At 38.6% G+C, this 13,735-nt stretch carries 15 protein-coding genes; 10 read left to right on the top strand and 5 right to left on the bottom strand.

Annotated features, from left to right (window positions below; genetic code table 11):
* Window positions 1-93: 93 nt before the first annotated feature.
* Window positions 94-480, bottom strand: a complete 387-nt coding sequence (apaG, locus tag BFL47_RS12040) for a Co2+/Mg2+ efflux protein ApaG (protein WP_016194172.1) — start codon at window positions 478-480, stop codon at window positions 94-96.
* A 32-nt stretch (window positions 481-512) separates the two neighbouring features.
* Window positions 513-1,505, bottom strand: a complete 993-nt coding sequence (gene dusB / locus BFL47_RS12045) for a tRNA dihydrouridine synthase DusB (RefSeq protein WP_069660051.1) — start codon at window positions 1,503-1,505, stop codon at window positions 513-515.
* A gap of 66 nt (window positions 1,506-1,571) precedes the next feature.
* Here dusB and BFL47_RS12050 point away from each other — a divergent pair, with 66 nt between their 5' ends.
* The 4 genes from BFL47_RS12050 to BFL47_RS12065 are packed head-to-tail and all read left to right on the top strand — an operon-like array spanning window position 1,572 to window position 4,495.
* Window positions 1,572-2,471 carry a CPBP family intramembrane glutamic endopeptidase gene (locus BFL47_RS12050; protein ID WP_069660052.1) on the top strand — a complete coding sequence of 300 codons (900 nt, stop codon included), beginning with the start codon at window positions 1,572-1,574 and terminating at the stop codon, window positions 2,469-2,471.
* Entirely contained in the window at window positions 2,468-2,674 is a 207-nt protein-coding gene (locus tag BFL47_RS12055) for a putative signal transducing protein (protein WP_069660053.1), read from the top strand. Before BFL47_RS12050 ends, BFL47_RS12055 begins: the two co-directional genes overlap by 4 nt.
* Window positions 2,671-3,474, top strand: a complete 804-nt coding sequence (locus BFL47_RS12060; protein ID WP_069660054.1) for a phosphatidate cytidylyltransferase — start codon at window positions 2,671-2,673, stop codon at window positions 3,472-3,474. Before BFL47_RS12055 ends, BFL47_RS12060 begins: the two co-directional genes overlap by 4 nt.
* A 7-nt stretch (window positions 3,475-3,481) precedes the next feature.
* Window positions 3,482-4,495: an energy transducer TonB gene (locus BFL47_RS12065; RefSeq protein WP_069660055.1), complete on the top strand. Its 1,014-nt coding sequence runs from the start codon at window positions 3,482-3,484 to the stop codon at window positions 4,493-4,495.
* Between the two features lie 15 nt (window positions 4,496-4,510).
* On the opposite strand, the gene mfd is transcribed toward BFL47_RS12065, so the two are convergent.
* Window positions 4,511-7,855: a transcription-repair coupling factor gene (gene mfd / locus BFL47_RS12070; RefSeq protein WP_069660056.1), complete on the bottom strand. Its 3,345-nt coding sequence runs from the start codon at window positions 7,853-7,855 to the stop codon at window positions 4,511-4,513.
* Window positions 7,856-8,282: 427 nt separating this feature from the next.
* On the opposite strand from mfd, the gene BFL47_RS12075 reads away from it, so the two are divergent.
* The 6 genes from BFL47_RS12075 to BFL47_RS12095 all read left to right on the top strand — a co-directional run bounded on the left by BFL47_RS12075 (window position 8,283) and on the right by BFL47_RS12095 (window position 11,770).
* Window positions 8,283-8,696, top strand: a complete 414-nt coding sequence (locus tag BFL47_RS12075) for a DUF4199 domain-containing protein (protein ID WP_069660057.1) — start codon at window positions 8,283-8,285, stop codon at window positions 8,694-8,696.
* 97 nt (window positions 8,697-8,793) lie between these two features.
* A complete protein-coding gene (locus BFL47_RS19305) occupies window positions 8,794-8,997 on the top strand; it encodes a DUF2752 domain-containing protein (RefSeq protein ID WP_245681362.1) in 204 nt (67 codons plus the stop codon).
* Window positions 8,994-9,359 carry an NINE protein gene (locus BFL47_RS12080; RefSeq protein ID WP_069660058.1) on the top strand — a complete coding sequence of 122 codons (366 nt, stop codon included), beginning with the start codon at window positions 8,994-8,996 and terminating at the stop codon, window positions 9,357-9,359. Before BFL47_RS19305 ends, BFL47_RS12080 begins: the two co-directional genes overlap by 4 nt.
* 74 nt (window positions 9,360-9,433) lie before the next feature.
* Window positions 9,434-9,925, top strand: coding sequence for a hypothetical protein (locus BFL47_RS12085; RefSeq protein ID WP_069660059.1), 492 nt, complete (start codon window positions 9,434-9,436; stop codon window positions 9,923-9,925).
* Entirely contained in the window at window positions 9,912-11,009 is a 1,098-nt protein-coding gene (locus BFL47_RS12090; protein ID WP_069660102.1) for a Nif3-like dinuclear metal center hexameric protein, read from the top strand. Before BFL47_RS12085 ends, BFL47_RS12090 begins: the two co-directional genes overlap by 14 nt.
* Window positions 11,009-11,770, top strand: coding sequence for a zinc ribbon domain-containing protein (locus tag BFL47_RS12095; protein WP_069660060.1), 762 nt, complete (start codon window positions 11,009-11,011; stop codon window positions 11,768-11,770). The genes BFL47_RS12090 and BFL47_RS12095 overlap by 1 nt, the downstream gene beginning before the upstream one ends.
* Before the next feature lie 79 nt (window positions 11,771-11,849).
* On the opposite strand, the gene BFL47_RS12100 is transcribed toward BFL47_RS12095, so the two are convergent.
* Together BFL47_RS12100 and BFL47_RS12105 are read right to left on the bottom strand one after the other, a co-directional pair.
* Window positions 11,850-12,704, bottom strand: coding sequence for a hypothetical protein (locus tag BFL47_RS12100; protein WP_139125816.1), 855 nt, complete (start codon window positions 12,702-12,704; stop codon window positions 11,850-11,852).
* The gene (locus tag BFL47_RS12105; RefSeq protein WP_083257147.1) at window positions 12,679-13,674 is read right to left on the bottom strand and encodes a type IV toxin-antitoxin system AbiEi family antitoxin; all 996 of its coding nucleotides are present in this window, start codon (window positions 13,672-13,674) and stop codon (window positions 12,679-12,681) included. Before BFL47_RS12105 ends, BFL47_RS12100 begins: the two co-directional genes overlap by 26 nt.
* Window positions 13,675-13,735: the final 61 nt, after the last annotated feature.

Here is a 13,735-nt window from a genome sequence, read left to right on the forward strand (position 1 = left end):
CTTGTTTGGTAGCTATAGAGGTATAAATTAAAAGCTAGTTACATCAAAAATGACTCCACATGAATATGCATTACTTAAAAGCGTACAAAACTTTTAGTTTAATTTATAAGGAGATATAAGCTGAAATGAAGGAATTTCAACCTCAAATACGTCTTCATCAGCCAAACGTTTCATCGAATAGAATCCTTTCATACTGCCGATTTCAGTTTTTAAATTACATCCCGATACATATTCATGAGAAGAACCTGGTTCAATTACCGGTTGTAGACCTACCACTCCTTCTCCATCAACTTCCCTGTGCGATCCGTTTGAATCAAAAATAAACCAATGACGGCTAAGTAGCTGAAGACTGTAATCAGTCAAATTTTCTATATTTATTTTATAAACAAACATATAATGATCATTTTCAGGATTTGAGTACTCAGGTTGAAAAGTGGTTTCTACTGATATCTTAACTCCTTGAGTAGTTTGCGTGACCATAAGCATATATATTTAATTTAAGAGTTCAAATATCAAGCCATCTCTGTCTCGTATTTTTCTTTTACTTCTTCTAAAACTTCAATTATCGTATTCTGAGAATCTGATGTAACCATTCTCATCCTAAATTCCTTAAAATCGTGAAGGCCTTTGAAGTAATTGGAGTAGTGCCTTCTCATTTCAAAAATGCCTGTCTTTTCACCCTTCCACTCAATGGATTTCTGAAGATGAGTCAGGCAGTTTTCAATCCTTTCAGCTATAGTAGGACCTGCAAGATGCTCACCAGTAGCAAAAAAGTGTTTAATCTCACGGAATATCCAGGGATATCCAATAGCTGCACGGCCGATCATGATACCATCCACTTCATATTCCATTCTCCAGTTTGCCGCTTTTTCTACCGAATCAACGTCTCCGTTACCAAAAATAGGAATTTCAATAAAAGGATTTCTTTTGATGTCGCGAATCATAGACCAATCTGCACTGCCTTTATACATCTGAGCACGTGTGCGCCCATGAATAGTTAAGGCTTTAATGCCTACATCCTGTAAACGTTCTGCAACTTCAAATACGTTTTTGGTATTATCATCCCAACCCAGACGGGTTTTAACGGTTACAGGTAAATGCGTAGACTCCACTACCGCTTTAGTCATGGCAACCATTCGATCAATATCCTGCAGTAAACTAGCTCCTGCACCACGACAAGCTACATTTTTAACCGGACAACCATAGTTGATATCGATAAGATCAGGACCAGCCTTTGTCGCAATCGCCGTAGCCTCCCTCATGGATTCTATATTACTCCCAAATATTTGAATGCCTATAGGGCGCTCATATTCAAAAATATCAAGCTTTTGCAAGCTCTTGGCAGCATCACGAATTAAGCCCTCCGAAGAGATAAATTCGGTATACATCAAATCTGCCCCATTTTGCTTACATACGTAGCGAAATGGCGGATCACTCACATCTTCCATGGGCGCAAGCAGAAGAGGGAATGCACCTAAATCAATATTTCCAATTTTAACGGGCATCTTTGCTCAATACGATTATCTTTGCGATATTTTTATTATTTACAAAAATACGAAATTATTGCTATCATGCCTGAATACGGGTCAGTCAATCGTCATCCTTTAACATCACTCTTTTATCTTGTCCTGTTTATAGTACTCGGTTACGCCCTGTTTTCTGCTATGGCTATTGGTATATTATATCTATTTACAGGCTCCATTCACTTTGTTTTAGGTGCAGAGGGCTCTAAAAATATAATCTTATTCATGCAGGCCTGGGTGTCAATAGGAACCTTTGTGTTGCCGCCCATCGCCTTATATTACTACGAAAAAAAAGAAAGCATTGATTACTTACGCCTTAATACCCCTCTTTCAGGCAAATTGATCCTCCTTACCGCGATTATTATGTTTATCGTGTCCCCATTCATTGAATGGGTCATTATGATCAATCAGATGATGCATCTCCCCTCCTTTTTACAAGGAGTAGAAGATTGGATGCGCAACAAAGAAAAGGAGCTTAGTGAGCTTACCAAGCAAATACTGATCATGAAATCACCAGTTGACCTGCTGATTAATTTACTCATACTGGCGGTTATCCCTGCAATAGGGGAAGAGTTTCTTTTTCGTGGATGCTTTCAAAATATTTTCACCCGTATTACCAGGAATCAACATGCTGGCATCTGGATTACCGCGATCCTTTTTAGCGCCATACACGTACAATTTCTTGGCTTTTTTCCCCGCATGTTCTTAGGCGCTTTATTTGGCTATCTTTTCTTGTGGAGTGGAAGTATCTGGCTGGCTGTGCTGGCACATTTTATTAATAATGCCATGGCAGTAATTGGTGCCTATGTCTTACAGTTGAAGGGAAAACCGTTAGATAGCCTGGATAACCCGGATACCTCTATCTTTACAGCTGCAGGCAGCATACTATTCGCTTTGCTGATCTGCGGAGTATTCTATAAAATTTCAAAAGAAAAAATTAAATTATGATTAAAGGATGGGTAAAAATATATACCTCAACTGATTTTTTTAAATCAGAGCTAGTCAGACAGGTTTTAATTGATAATGAGATAAATGCGGTGATTCTGGACAAACAAGGATCTCCATATAAAGTATTAGGCTATGTGGAAGTATACGTACAGGAAGTCAATGAAAATAAGGCTTTAGAAATTATTACCACGAACGAATTATGAAAACCAGAGCAATAACAGGCTTTTTCTTTGTGTTAGTCATGCTTGCAGCTGTACTATTAGGGGAAAAAATATTTGCTGTTTTCTTTATTCTGCTCAGTCTCTTATGTCTGGATGAATTTTACAAACTGGTAAAAACGGATACCTTGAAACCCCAACGCATTACTGGTGCCCTTCTTGCCCTGAGTATTTTCATTCCGGTTTTACTTCATCTCAATCATTACGACGAGAAAAACAGGCTCATCATAGCCATTCCAATAGCAGTGCTCATCTTTATTTCAGAGCTTTATAGTAAAAGCAAGGTGCCCTATCAAAATATAGGTTTAACCTTTCTTGGTGTAATCCTCACGATCCTTCCTTTTTGCTTTTACGCAGGTATTGGATTTGCCGACGGATCTTATAATTTTCACTATTCTTTAGGATTTTTGATACTTTTATGGTCGAGCGATACCGGTGCCTATCTATTCGGAAGAAGTTTAGGCAAAAACAAATTATTTGAAAAACACTCTCCCAAAAAGACTTGGGAAGGGTTCTTCGGAGGGATGTTGGTAAGCTTACTGGCCGCATTTATATTGAGTACACAATTTAAAGAGATCTCTTATATACATTGGGCCATGATATCTTTAATCATTGTCATAGGAGGAACATACGGTGATTTATGCGAATCCATGCTGAAGCGCAGTTTCGATGTAAAAGATTCAGGAACGTTACTTCCCGGACATGGAGGGGTCTTAGACCGCTTTGATGGCCTGTTTATAGCAGCCCCACTTGTATATGTTTATTTAACAGTTTTTACATTTTAAGTTTCAGATGGATAACACACCTTTAGACAACGAAGAAGATTCCGAAATACAACCAGTAAGGAAAGACAAGTCTTTATGGATTATGGGGTCTATACTTGCCGTTATCATCTTGATAATGGGATACCTGACTCTTTTTTCTGAAGATCCATGGAGCTTTTTTACAAAGGAAAAAACTCCCATAGCGGTAGTGGATAACAGTTCATTACTCGATAAGAACTCCAATATGAGCGATGACGAAGTAAGGAGCTCTTTAGTCAAATTTATAGAAGCATTTTATAATGATCAGCGCAGAGGCTATTTCGATCCTCCCAGCTACTTTGCCGATATCACAGAGACTTTTTATAACTATCATAACCTGAATCAGGAACGGTTAAAAGAGATTTATTGGAAGCGCTTGTCTGATATGCATAATTTTAGCCGCACCTGGGTTGTTTCTTCATTAGATTTTATCCGTGCGGATGATAAAATTACAGCAACTTACTGGACCAGAGAAAAGTATTATCGCTCCTCAAACAGGCAGCAATACTCCGGAGATCTTAAATATGAAATCCGAATAGACGAAGAAGGTAAAATAGAATCCCTGAATGTAATTGAAACTAAAAATGAGTCTGTCTTACAATTAACTCCCGACACAATCTCTACTCCCCCAGGAGAAGACTTTAATTTAGATATCAATGTCGAAGGAACTGCGGATACAAAGGTGTATGATATGGGACAAGTCGATGTGGCTCCTGAATTCAATGGCGGACAAAAAGAGTTTACCAAATACGTCAGTTCAAATATAAAATACCCGGCCCAAGCCCGACAAAACGAAATACAAGGTAAGGTTTACCTGAGTTTCATCGTAGAAAAAGACGGCTCTCTAAACGATATCAGAGTAAAGCAAGGTATTGGTGGCGGTTGCGATGAAGAAGCCTTACGAATTCTCCAAAGTTCAGCAAACTGGAAACCTGGAATGCTGAATAACAACCCTGTACGTACGTTTTGTGTGTTTCCGCTTACCTTTCAATTAACCAATTAACGCTTAACTGAACCCTTAACCAAAGTACATCTGTTCTAATATTTCTATTGCATCATCCAGGTTATTTACGTCCTCTACAGCGATCCGCAGGGTCTTTTTAACCTCTTTCAGGTTACATTTCCTTGAATTAACCTTTACAAACTGCAGTACATTATTAAACGGTGCACTTTCAAAATAAGGAGATTGCTGATTGGGAATAAAATACCCTTTAAGCAAATTTTTCTTTAAAGAAACTTTCTCAAACCCTATTTCTTTACCAAGCCATTGCAGCTTTAAAGTCTTTAACAGTTCTTTAACCTGACGGGGAACAGGACCAAACCGATCCGTCAGTTTCTGTTCAAACTCTTGCAGCTGCTCATCCGTTTCCAGTTTAGAAATATCCGTATATAAATTATACCGTTCCGTAATATTGGTCACATAGCTATCTGGAATCAGCACTTCCAGATCCGTATCAATATGCGTAAAGGATATCGTAGGCCTGGGCTTTTCATCCTTAAACAACTCCTTAAACTCATCATCCTTCAGCTCTGCTATGGCTTCATCCAGGATCTTATGGTACATTTCAAAGCCTATTTCAGCAATAAAACCACTCTGTTCCGCTCCCAGCAAGTTTCCACTTCCCCTGATGTCCAGATCCCGCATCGCTACATTGAATCCACTGCCCAGGTCAGAGAACTCTTCAATCGCACTAAGCCGCTTCCTGGCTTCCGAAGTAAGTGTAGATAGAGGAGGACTCAGCAGATAACAGAACGCCTTTTTATTCGAACGCCCTACCCTGCCACGCATCTGGTGTAAATCACTTAACCCAAACATGTGCGCATGGTTAATTAAGATCGTATTCGCATTCGGTATATCCAGTCCGGCTTCAATAATGGTGGTAGCTACCAAAACATCAAATTCACCATTAATAAATTTCAGCATCACATCCTCCAGCGCATCCCCCAGAAGCTGTCCATGCGCAATCCCTATCCGTGCCGTCGGTACCAGTCGTTTGATTAAACCGCCCAGTTGAGGAAGGTCATTCACCCGGTTATGAATAAAAAATACCTGTCCGTGTCGTTCCAGCTCAAATTCTACCGACTCTTTTATTAAAGGCTCGTTAAAGATATGCAGCTCTGTCACTACCGGCTGCCTGTTAGGCGGCGGAGTTGCAATAATCGAAAGATCACGAGCTCCCATAAGAGAAAAATGCAAGGTTCGTGGAATAGGTGTAGCCGTAAGCGTAAGCGTATCTACATTGGCCCTGAGTTGCTTCAGCTTCTCTTTTACCCCTACGCCAAACTTCTGCTCTTCGTCAATCACCAATAATCCCAGATCCTTAAACTGAACATCCTTACTCACTAGTCTGTGCGTACCAATCAGGATATCAATCTTTCCTTCCGTAAGCCGCACTAACGATTCCTTAATCTGTTTCGAAGATTTAAACCGGTTGATATAATCTATATTACAGGGGAAATCAGCCAAACGAGCTGTAAAAGTCTTGAAATGCTGATGGGCAAGAATAGTAGTCGGCACCAAAATCGCAACCTGTTTACTATCTGAAACTGCTTTAAAAGCTGCACGAATTGCTATTTCCGTCTTTCCAAACCCAACATCCCCACAAATCAACCGATCCATCGGATGCGGCGATTCCATATCACGCTTCACATCTGCTGTTGCTTTCTCCTGATCCGGTGTATCTTCATATATAAAGGAAGCTTCCAGTTCCGTTTGCAAATAGGTGTCAGGTGGAAAAGCGGTACCATTTTGTGCCTTTCTCCTTGCATATAACTGGATCAGGTCACGGGCAATGTCCTTAACTTTTTTTTTAGTGGTCTTCTTTAACTTATCCCAGGTATCCGTACCCAGTTTATGCATGCGAGGCTGTGTTCCCTCTTTGCCTGAATACTTCGAAATGCGGTTTAACGAGTTGATGTTGACGTATAAGAGGTCATTGTCGGCATAAACCAGGCGAATCATCTCTTGCGTTTTTCCATTAACCTCTACCTTCTCCAGACCGGCATATTTTCCTATTCCATGATCAATATGGGTGATAAAATCGCCTGATTTTAAGTCCTTCAGGTCTTTCAGCGTAATAGCTTGCGACTTGGTATATCCCTTTTTAAGTTTGTATTTATAATACCGGTCGAAGATTTGATGATCAGTATAACAGGCTATCTTTTGCTCGTAATCAATGAATCCTTCCCTCAGCGACACATTAATGGGCGTAAAAGTTACTGTTTTATCAATGTCGTTGAAGATGGTATACAACCGTTCTACCTGTTTGGCTGAGTCTGTAAAGATACAGTTGGTCAATTTCACAGACTCATTCTGTTTGAAATTATGAATCAGCAGATTGAAATCTTTATTAAAAGAAGGCTGAGGTTTGGTATCAAATTCAATCACCTTATTGGCATGATAAAAGAACTGTTTACCAAATTCGATGACCGAAAAATCCTTCAGCTGATCGGCTAATAACTTCTCCTCTGTAAAATTAAACTTAGGATCAATCCATTCCTGATTAGCCTGTTTATCAGCGGCTGTAAGCCCTTTCCAAAGATCCCCCGCCTTTTTATAGCCTGATTTTAATATGTCAAGCGTAAACTGGACGTCCTTAAACCAGATGGACGTGTTCGGATCAATATATTCCAGCAGCGAAATATTATGATCCGTTAAAAACTTAGACTGTACATTCGGAACGATCGTAATGCTCTTAATACGCTCTTCCGAAAGCTGACTTTCTATCTGGAAGGTGCGGATACTTTCAATAAAATCGCCAAAGAACTCCAGTCGGTAAGGCAGATCATGCGAAAAGGAAAAAATGTCTACAATGCCCCCACGGATAGAAAACTGTCCCGGTTCATACACAAAATCAACCCGGTTAAAGTCGTATTCAATCAGAAATTCATTAATAAAATCAATGCTTAACTTATGTGATACTGCAATTTCCAGCGTATTCTTCTCCAGCGACTCACGGTTAATTACCCGTTCAGCTAAAGCCTCCGGATACGTCACAATCAATTTTCCGTATTCAGTTGCGTGGATCAGCTCGTTTAAAACCTCTGCACGTTGCAAAACATTGCCACTATCAGGTTGCGTAAATTCAAAAGGCTTGCGGTAGGAAGAAGGAAAAACAAGAATTTCCTTTTCCAATAAACTTTCCAGATCACTCTGAAAATAAGCCGCTTCATCCCGGTCTGGAAGGATAAACAGCATGTTGGTATGCTGAATAAAATAGCAGGCAGTAGCAACCATGGCATCGCTTGAACCGATGAGCCCTTTTAAATGGACTCTCTGGTTTTTAGCTGAGTTTAAGGTCAAAGCTAGACTTTCAACTCTTGAATCTTTTTTATATTGATCTAAAATATTCCTTACGTTCACTTTGTCGAATCAGTTACAAATATACATTATCAAGTTTTTATACGATAAAACGATGGTTGAATACCTCAAACCCATCGTTTTTATAACAAAGAGAAGACAATACACCTATTATTTCAGTAAAGCGAAAAGCGTAAATCCTTGGATGAACAAATATAGAAAGGACCTATAGGAAGTACGATTCACAACCCAAATCTTCCTGAATCTTCTTTATAAACAGTCTATTTTACTTAAATCTGCTATTAATCGTCATTATTGTTCTTCCACAAATCGATTGAACTACCCCTTGTTTCTTCCCAAAACCAATCAGTCTCTAAAATATTTTAAATTTTAAAAGTGCAATTAAAAGAAAATCTGTTAAGCATAAGGAACAATTATTGACACACAACTGTTAAACCCAACAATATATCTATTAAACAATTTATTTTTTATGAAAAATGCAATCAAATACGGCATCATTATAGGTCTCCTCAGTGGATCATGGATCTTTTTGCTGCATGTCATAGGAGTTTATGGGCAGCAAACGGAAATATCCGATAAGATCTCCTGGCTCGAATACGTATCGGTTATCATTCCATTTTTAGGGCTGTATTTAGGTATTAAAAATTTCCGCGACAACTACAATGGGGGAAGACTGGAATTTTTTGAAGGCATTTTTGAAGGATTCAAAATCATGCTTGTTGGCGGTATTATTGCTTCATTTTGCATGACCGTTTACGTACAGTTTGTCGCGCCGCAACTCGGAACCGATATCATGGGAAGAATTGGAGGAGCAGGAGTTGTTGGTGTTTTGTTTACCTTAGCTGTGTCGTTGATGCTCATGAATAAACAACAAACATTATAAATTGAAACCTTACGGTCATCTTTTTGAAATAACAGCTTGGGTTACTGCTCTTGGCTTGCTTGCGGTACTTAATCTCGTAGAGCATCCTCACTTTTCATTGTGCCCTTTAGCGAATCTGGGACTAACATGGTGTCCCGGTTGCGGTTTAGGTCGATCCATAGCTTCCATTCTACATGGAAATCTTTCACAATCATTTCATTACCATTGGTTTGGGATACCGGGTCTTCTTATTTTAATCTCACGTATTTCTTCGTTGGGAACGAAAATAAAAGTATATTACCACCCTAAATCAAGATTATGAACATTCAAAACATGCTTTACGGAATAAATGGTATAACTCCCGAAGAATACCAGTTTTTACTAGAAATTATTAAAGATATGGATGAAGAAAAGGCGCAGCGATTTGTCATGTTTTACTCTGGAAAACGTCAGAGCGCCGACAATCTCCTCATCTTTACCCTCCTTGGGTTTATTGGATTGGCAGGTGTTCAGCGATTTATAACCCGGCAAATTGGAATGGGAATCTTATATTTCTTTACCGCAGGATTGTGTTTCATAGGAACCATTGTCGATTTGATCAATTATAAAAGTATGGCTAATGATTTTAACCGGACAGTAGCTTTCGAATGTGCTCAAATGGTGAACATGACGTATAAAGGTTAATAGGCAAACCGTTAGCAATCCAATCTGTTTAATTTGTGTACTTTTGCCCCCTTATATATCGATAAATCAAAAACATGGCTCCAATAATCATAGCCGCTTTAGTCAGCCTGCTCATCACAGGTTTTTTTTGTTACTCCATTACAAAAGTTCTTGATCATATTGCGGAGGAAAACAGATCCATTCAACCCAAAATGATTTGGCTCTTACTTATTCCTGGTTTCAATTGGATCTGGAATTTTGTTGTAGCTACTAAATTAAGCCTATCTATAAAAAAGGAAATGGAAGCCAGAGACTTTGACGTATCGGGTAAACCCACGTTTATGCAGGGAATCCTATATGCCATTATATCTGTAATATCAGTCATCCCTTCCATTATGATCAGGTTATCAGCTAAAACACCCGAAGAATTGATCAATGCGACGAAAGCAATACCAGAGAATTTATCCATCGTTATTGAGGTCATCGGCATCATACAAATCATCCTTTTTATAACCTATTGGTCCAAGATCAGCTGGTATAAAAATATTTTGGAGAATGATGAAAAAAAGCCAAATGAAAATAATTGAGTTAACCACTTTTCTTGAAACATTAGCCCCCCTGTCCTTGCAGGAGGATTATGATAACTCCGGATTGATCGTTGGCGAACCCGATGCAACGATTACTGCTGCGATGATTTCATTGGATTGCACCGAAGCCGTTATTGACGAAGCTATTGCAAAAGGATGCAACTTCGTTATATCCCACCACCCCATCGTGTTCAAAGGCTTAAAAAAATTCAATAAAAAAAATTATGTAGAGCGTGCGGTGATGAAAGCGATCAAGTTTGATATTGCCCTATATGCCATTCATACCAATCTGGATCACGTATTAGAAGGTGTCAATGCTAAAATTTGTGCCAAATTAGGTATCAAACAGTACCGCATTCTATCCCCACGAAAAAATACCCTTAAAAAACTCGTCACCTTCTGCCCCATTCAACAGGCAGACCAGGTACGGGCAGCCATTCTTCAGGCAGGAGCAGGCTCAATAGGAAATTATTCCGACTGCAGCTTCAGTACACCAGGCACCGGCACATTCAAAGCATCAGAAAATGCAAACCCTTTTGTCGGAGAAAGAGGCGAATTGCACCGGGAAGATGAACTGCGCATCGAAATCATTTACCCTGAATTCCTGGAACGCAACATATTGATCGCTTTATTACAAGCCCATCCTTACGAAGAGGTTGCTTACGATTTGTATCCTTTAAGCAATTCCTATCAGCAAGCCGGAGCAGGAATGATCGGAACACTCGACAAACCGATAAACGAAATGGAATTTCTTCGCTTTGTAAAAGGAACCCTGAATGCAAAAGTAATTCGTCATACTGCGCTAAGAGGTAAAAATGTGCAAAGGGTTGCTGTTTGTGGAGGTACTGGAAGCTTTCTTTTGCCGGCTGCAATTGCTGCCGGAGCGGATGTATTCGTTACTGCAGATTTTAAATATCATGAGTTTTTTGACGCCGAAGGTAAAATTGTCATTTCAGACGTGGGACATTTTGAAACAGAGCAATTTACACAGGAATTGTTATTTGAAAATATTCAGAAAAAATTTCCTAACTTTGCAATCCATTTAACATCAATAGACACAAACCCCATAAAATACATATTTTAATGGAACAAACCGTAGAACAGAAGCTTAAGGCTTTATACGAACTGCAAACAATTCACACAAAGATTGATAAGATCAGACAAGTAAGAGGTGAACTTCCTATGGAAGTTTCTGATCTTGAAGATGAAGTTGCCGGTCTTGAAACGCGTATACAAAAAATCAAAGCTGATCTTGATGATCTGGAAGATTCTATCATCTCCCGGAAAAACATGATTAAAGATGCTCTTGCTAATACCAAGAGATACGAAAGTCAGCTAAACGAAGTAAAAAACAATCGTGAGTATGACGCTATTTCTAAAGAAATAGAGATCCAGGGACTTGATGTACAGGTTAGTGAGAAAAAAATAAAGGAATTTACCTTTGAAATATCCAACAAGACCCAGGTGTATGATAAAGCACTTTTTGATCTTGAAGAACGTAAAAAGGACCTTGAAGTTAAAAATTCAGAACTGGAAAACATCAAATCTGAAACGCAGAAAGAAGAGCAAGAACTTACCGTTGTTGCCGATGAAGCTGAATTAACCATTGATGCAAGATTATTAACTGCTTACAAACGTCTGCGCGGAAACGCTAAGAATGGTTTAGCGGTAGTAACCATTCAACGTGATTCATGTTCAGGTTGTTTCAACCAGATCCCTCCTCAACGTCAGTTGGATATCCGTCAGCATAAGAAAATTATCGTATGTGAGCATTGCGGAAGAATCCTGGTTGATGAAGCTTTAAGTGGTGAGCATCCGGTTGAAGAAGAAGAGTTGTATTCTTAAAAAGCATTTTAATAAAAAAAAAGAGCCTGTATCATAAATTCATGATCAGGCTCTTTTTTTTTATTAATCAAACATACCATCACTTAACTAGTTCCTGGTTCAATGTGCTTATTAGTTTGAAGCTTATTAGTTTGAAGCGTATAATTTTTAAGTCTTTAGGATCTGACGCATACATTTGATCAATTTCAAAGTCAGTAAACTTCTCTTTTCTCTTATCAAGAATAGAGATGATTTTTTGAGTCAACTCCTGCGATTGATTTAAAATGGGTTTCATTTGCCTCCCCAACATTTTAACAGCCGATAGCAACGGAATAAAGTCTTCCTCTATTAAGTCCTCAAATTCATCATCATAAATGGTATCTCCAGCAATATCAAAGTAATTCTCCAGGATATAATCGAAGTCACCCAAATCCTTTTCGAATCTATAACCATTTTCATGCCCGGATCTTAGTTTCATAATACATAGACCGGGAAGTGTGCAGATCTTAAAACTGCCATCTGCTAAATCTACAGTTTGCGCATAGTTAAGTACTTCCCTATTTCCAAAAACCGATATAGCCATTGGGGGATTTCCGTCAAGATATACTTCATTATTGTTTTCTATTCCGCCGAATGGGATTAAGTCAATCATGGTTCCGTCTTTAGAATATAACCGATAAGGCTCATCATCTTTTGTAAACCCCTCTTCTGCCACCAGGTAATCTTTTAACGTATTAAAATCTTCATAATCATTTATGTATACCGCAAAATCGACATCATTAGTAGTCCGGCGCTCAGGAAGATCATTCAGATGATTCATCCACATATCTCTGGCGAATGCCCCAATAAGATAAAAATCAATTTCAAATTTTTTGAATGCTGTCTCTAGAGATTCAAAAGTAAAATGCATTGCGCCATAGCGCATTTCCTCAAAATTGATCTTTAAGTAGTCCATCGTATAGTTTTATTGCAGTATCGATATTTCTTGGGTCACCTGTATTGATCAAGTCAGCATAAATCAATATGGGTGGAACGGTATCTTCAAGTACAGGGTTAAATTTCCAAAACTTCTTAAATAAAGTCAAATTGCCTTTCTGATCAGGTGCAAGATGATACTTTTTAATAAGATCAACTTTATTGCTACTGCTGTAGAGCGTTAACTTTCCAGGTTTTAGATAACCGGTAAGGAGATTTGCGGCAGGTTCACCTCCCCATTGTGTTTCTTCTGCTCGAATCGGAAGTTTCTTCCAGTCCTTTTCAAAACCATTGGCAAATTTAAATTGCCCGATTTCAAGAGTTGGTTTAAGTTTATGGGCGTAAGCCGCAACCCATTCTTCAAGTAATTCTTTCTTTTTTAAAAGCCGGAGTTCCTTCTTATTGTATTGCAGAATATAACCTTGTTTCTTAAGTGCAGTTATAATCTTAGTTATGTTTCCAATGGCAATACCATAATCTTCTGCCATTTGTCTATAAGTAGTATTTAAATATTTTGGATCATTTAGAAAGTGAAACACGAGTATCAATCCTGTTTTTGTAAATGCGCTCTCCTTCTTTTGTGCAATTTGAATCTCGTTCTTAAAACCTTCTACTAAAAACATCCAGTCGTTCTTTTGGATGTTGCAGTTGCCAGCAGCATCCAAATAATTTATTTGCATTGCCCTTAGCTGTGCTCTTATCCCATGATAGATAACTTCTGCAATGATCACAAATTCGCCAATCTCCTCCTTTAGCTGCTGAAACTGAACCAAGTTGATATTTTTTACCTCCCTTTTAAAAAGAGTTGGCATTCTATATTTTGTGTCGCCTCTTATCAGTTCAATTTGCCCATCACATGTTTTATGTTCATTAGTGACATACCACTTTGCCTTGATTCCTGTTTTTTCCTCAAACATTTGCAATACCAGATCAATTACACGCTCTTTCATGTTCACTTTATATTCATGTTCACTTATTTGTGAACACTAATATAAAGTGAACAAACTAGAT

It is taken from the genome of Arcticibacter eurypsychrophilus (assembly GCF_001730525.1).
GTDB lineage: Bacteria > Bacteroidota > Bacteroidia > Sphingobacteriales > Sphingobacteriaceae > Arcticibacter > Arcticibacter eurypsychrophilus.

Excerpts from the sequence above, each read along its gene's own strand:
- BFL47_RS12100 (WP_139125816.1), bottom strand. The coding sequence starts at position 12,704 with ATGGACTACTTAAAGATCAATTTTGAGGAAATGCGCTATGGCGCAATG.
- BFL47_RS12085 (WP_069660059.1), top strand. The coding sequence starts at position 9,434 with ATGGCTCCAATAATCATAGCCGCTTTAGTCAGCCTGCTCATCACAGGT.
- BFL47_RS12065 (WP_069660055.1), top strand. The coding sequence starts at position 3,482 with ATGGATAACACACCTTTAGACAACGAAGAAGATTCCGAAATACAACCA.
- apaG (WP_016194172.1), bottom strand. The coding sequence starts at position 480 with ATGGTCACGCAAACTACTCAAGGAGTTAAGATATCAGTAGAAACCACT.
- BFL47_RS12060 (WP_069660054.1), top strand. The coding sequence starts at position 2,671 with ATGAAAACCAGAGCAATAACAGGCTTTTTCTTTGTGTTAGTCATGCTT.
- BFL47_RS12095 (WP_069660060.1), top strand. The coding sequence starts at position 11,009 with ATGGAACAAACCGTAGAACAGAAGCTTAAGGCTTTATACGAACTGCAA.
- BFL47_RS12090 (WP_069660102.1), top strand. The coding sequence starts at position 9,912 with ATGAAAATAATTGAGTTAACCACTTTTCTTGAAACATTAGCCCCCCTG.
- BFL47_RS12055 (WP_069660053.1), top strand. The coding sequence starts at position 2,468 with ATGATTAAAGGATGGGTAAAAATATATACCTCAACTGATTTTTTTAAA.
- dusB (WP_069660051.1), bottom strand. The coding sequence starts at position 1,505 with ATGCCCGTTAAAATTGGAAATATTGATTTAGGTGCATTCCCTCTTCTG.
- BFL47_RS12075 (WP_069660057.1), top strand. The coding sequence starts at position 8,283 with ATGAAAAATGCAATCAAATACGGCATCATTATAGGTCTCCTCAGTGGA.
- BFL47_RS12105 (WP_083257147.1), bottom strand. The coding sequence starts at position 13,674 with ATGAAAGAGCGTGTAATTGATCTGGTATTGCAAATGTTTGAGGAAAAA.
- BFL47_RS12080 (WP_069660058.1), top strand. The coding sequence starts at position 8,994 with ATGAACATTCAAAACATGCTTTACGGAATAAATGGTATAACTCCCGAA.
- BFL47_RS12050 (WP_069660052.1), top strand. The coding sequence starts at position 1,572 with ATGCCTGAATACGGGTCAGTCAATCGTCATCCTTTAACATCACTCTTT.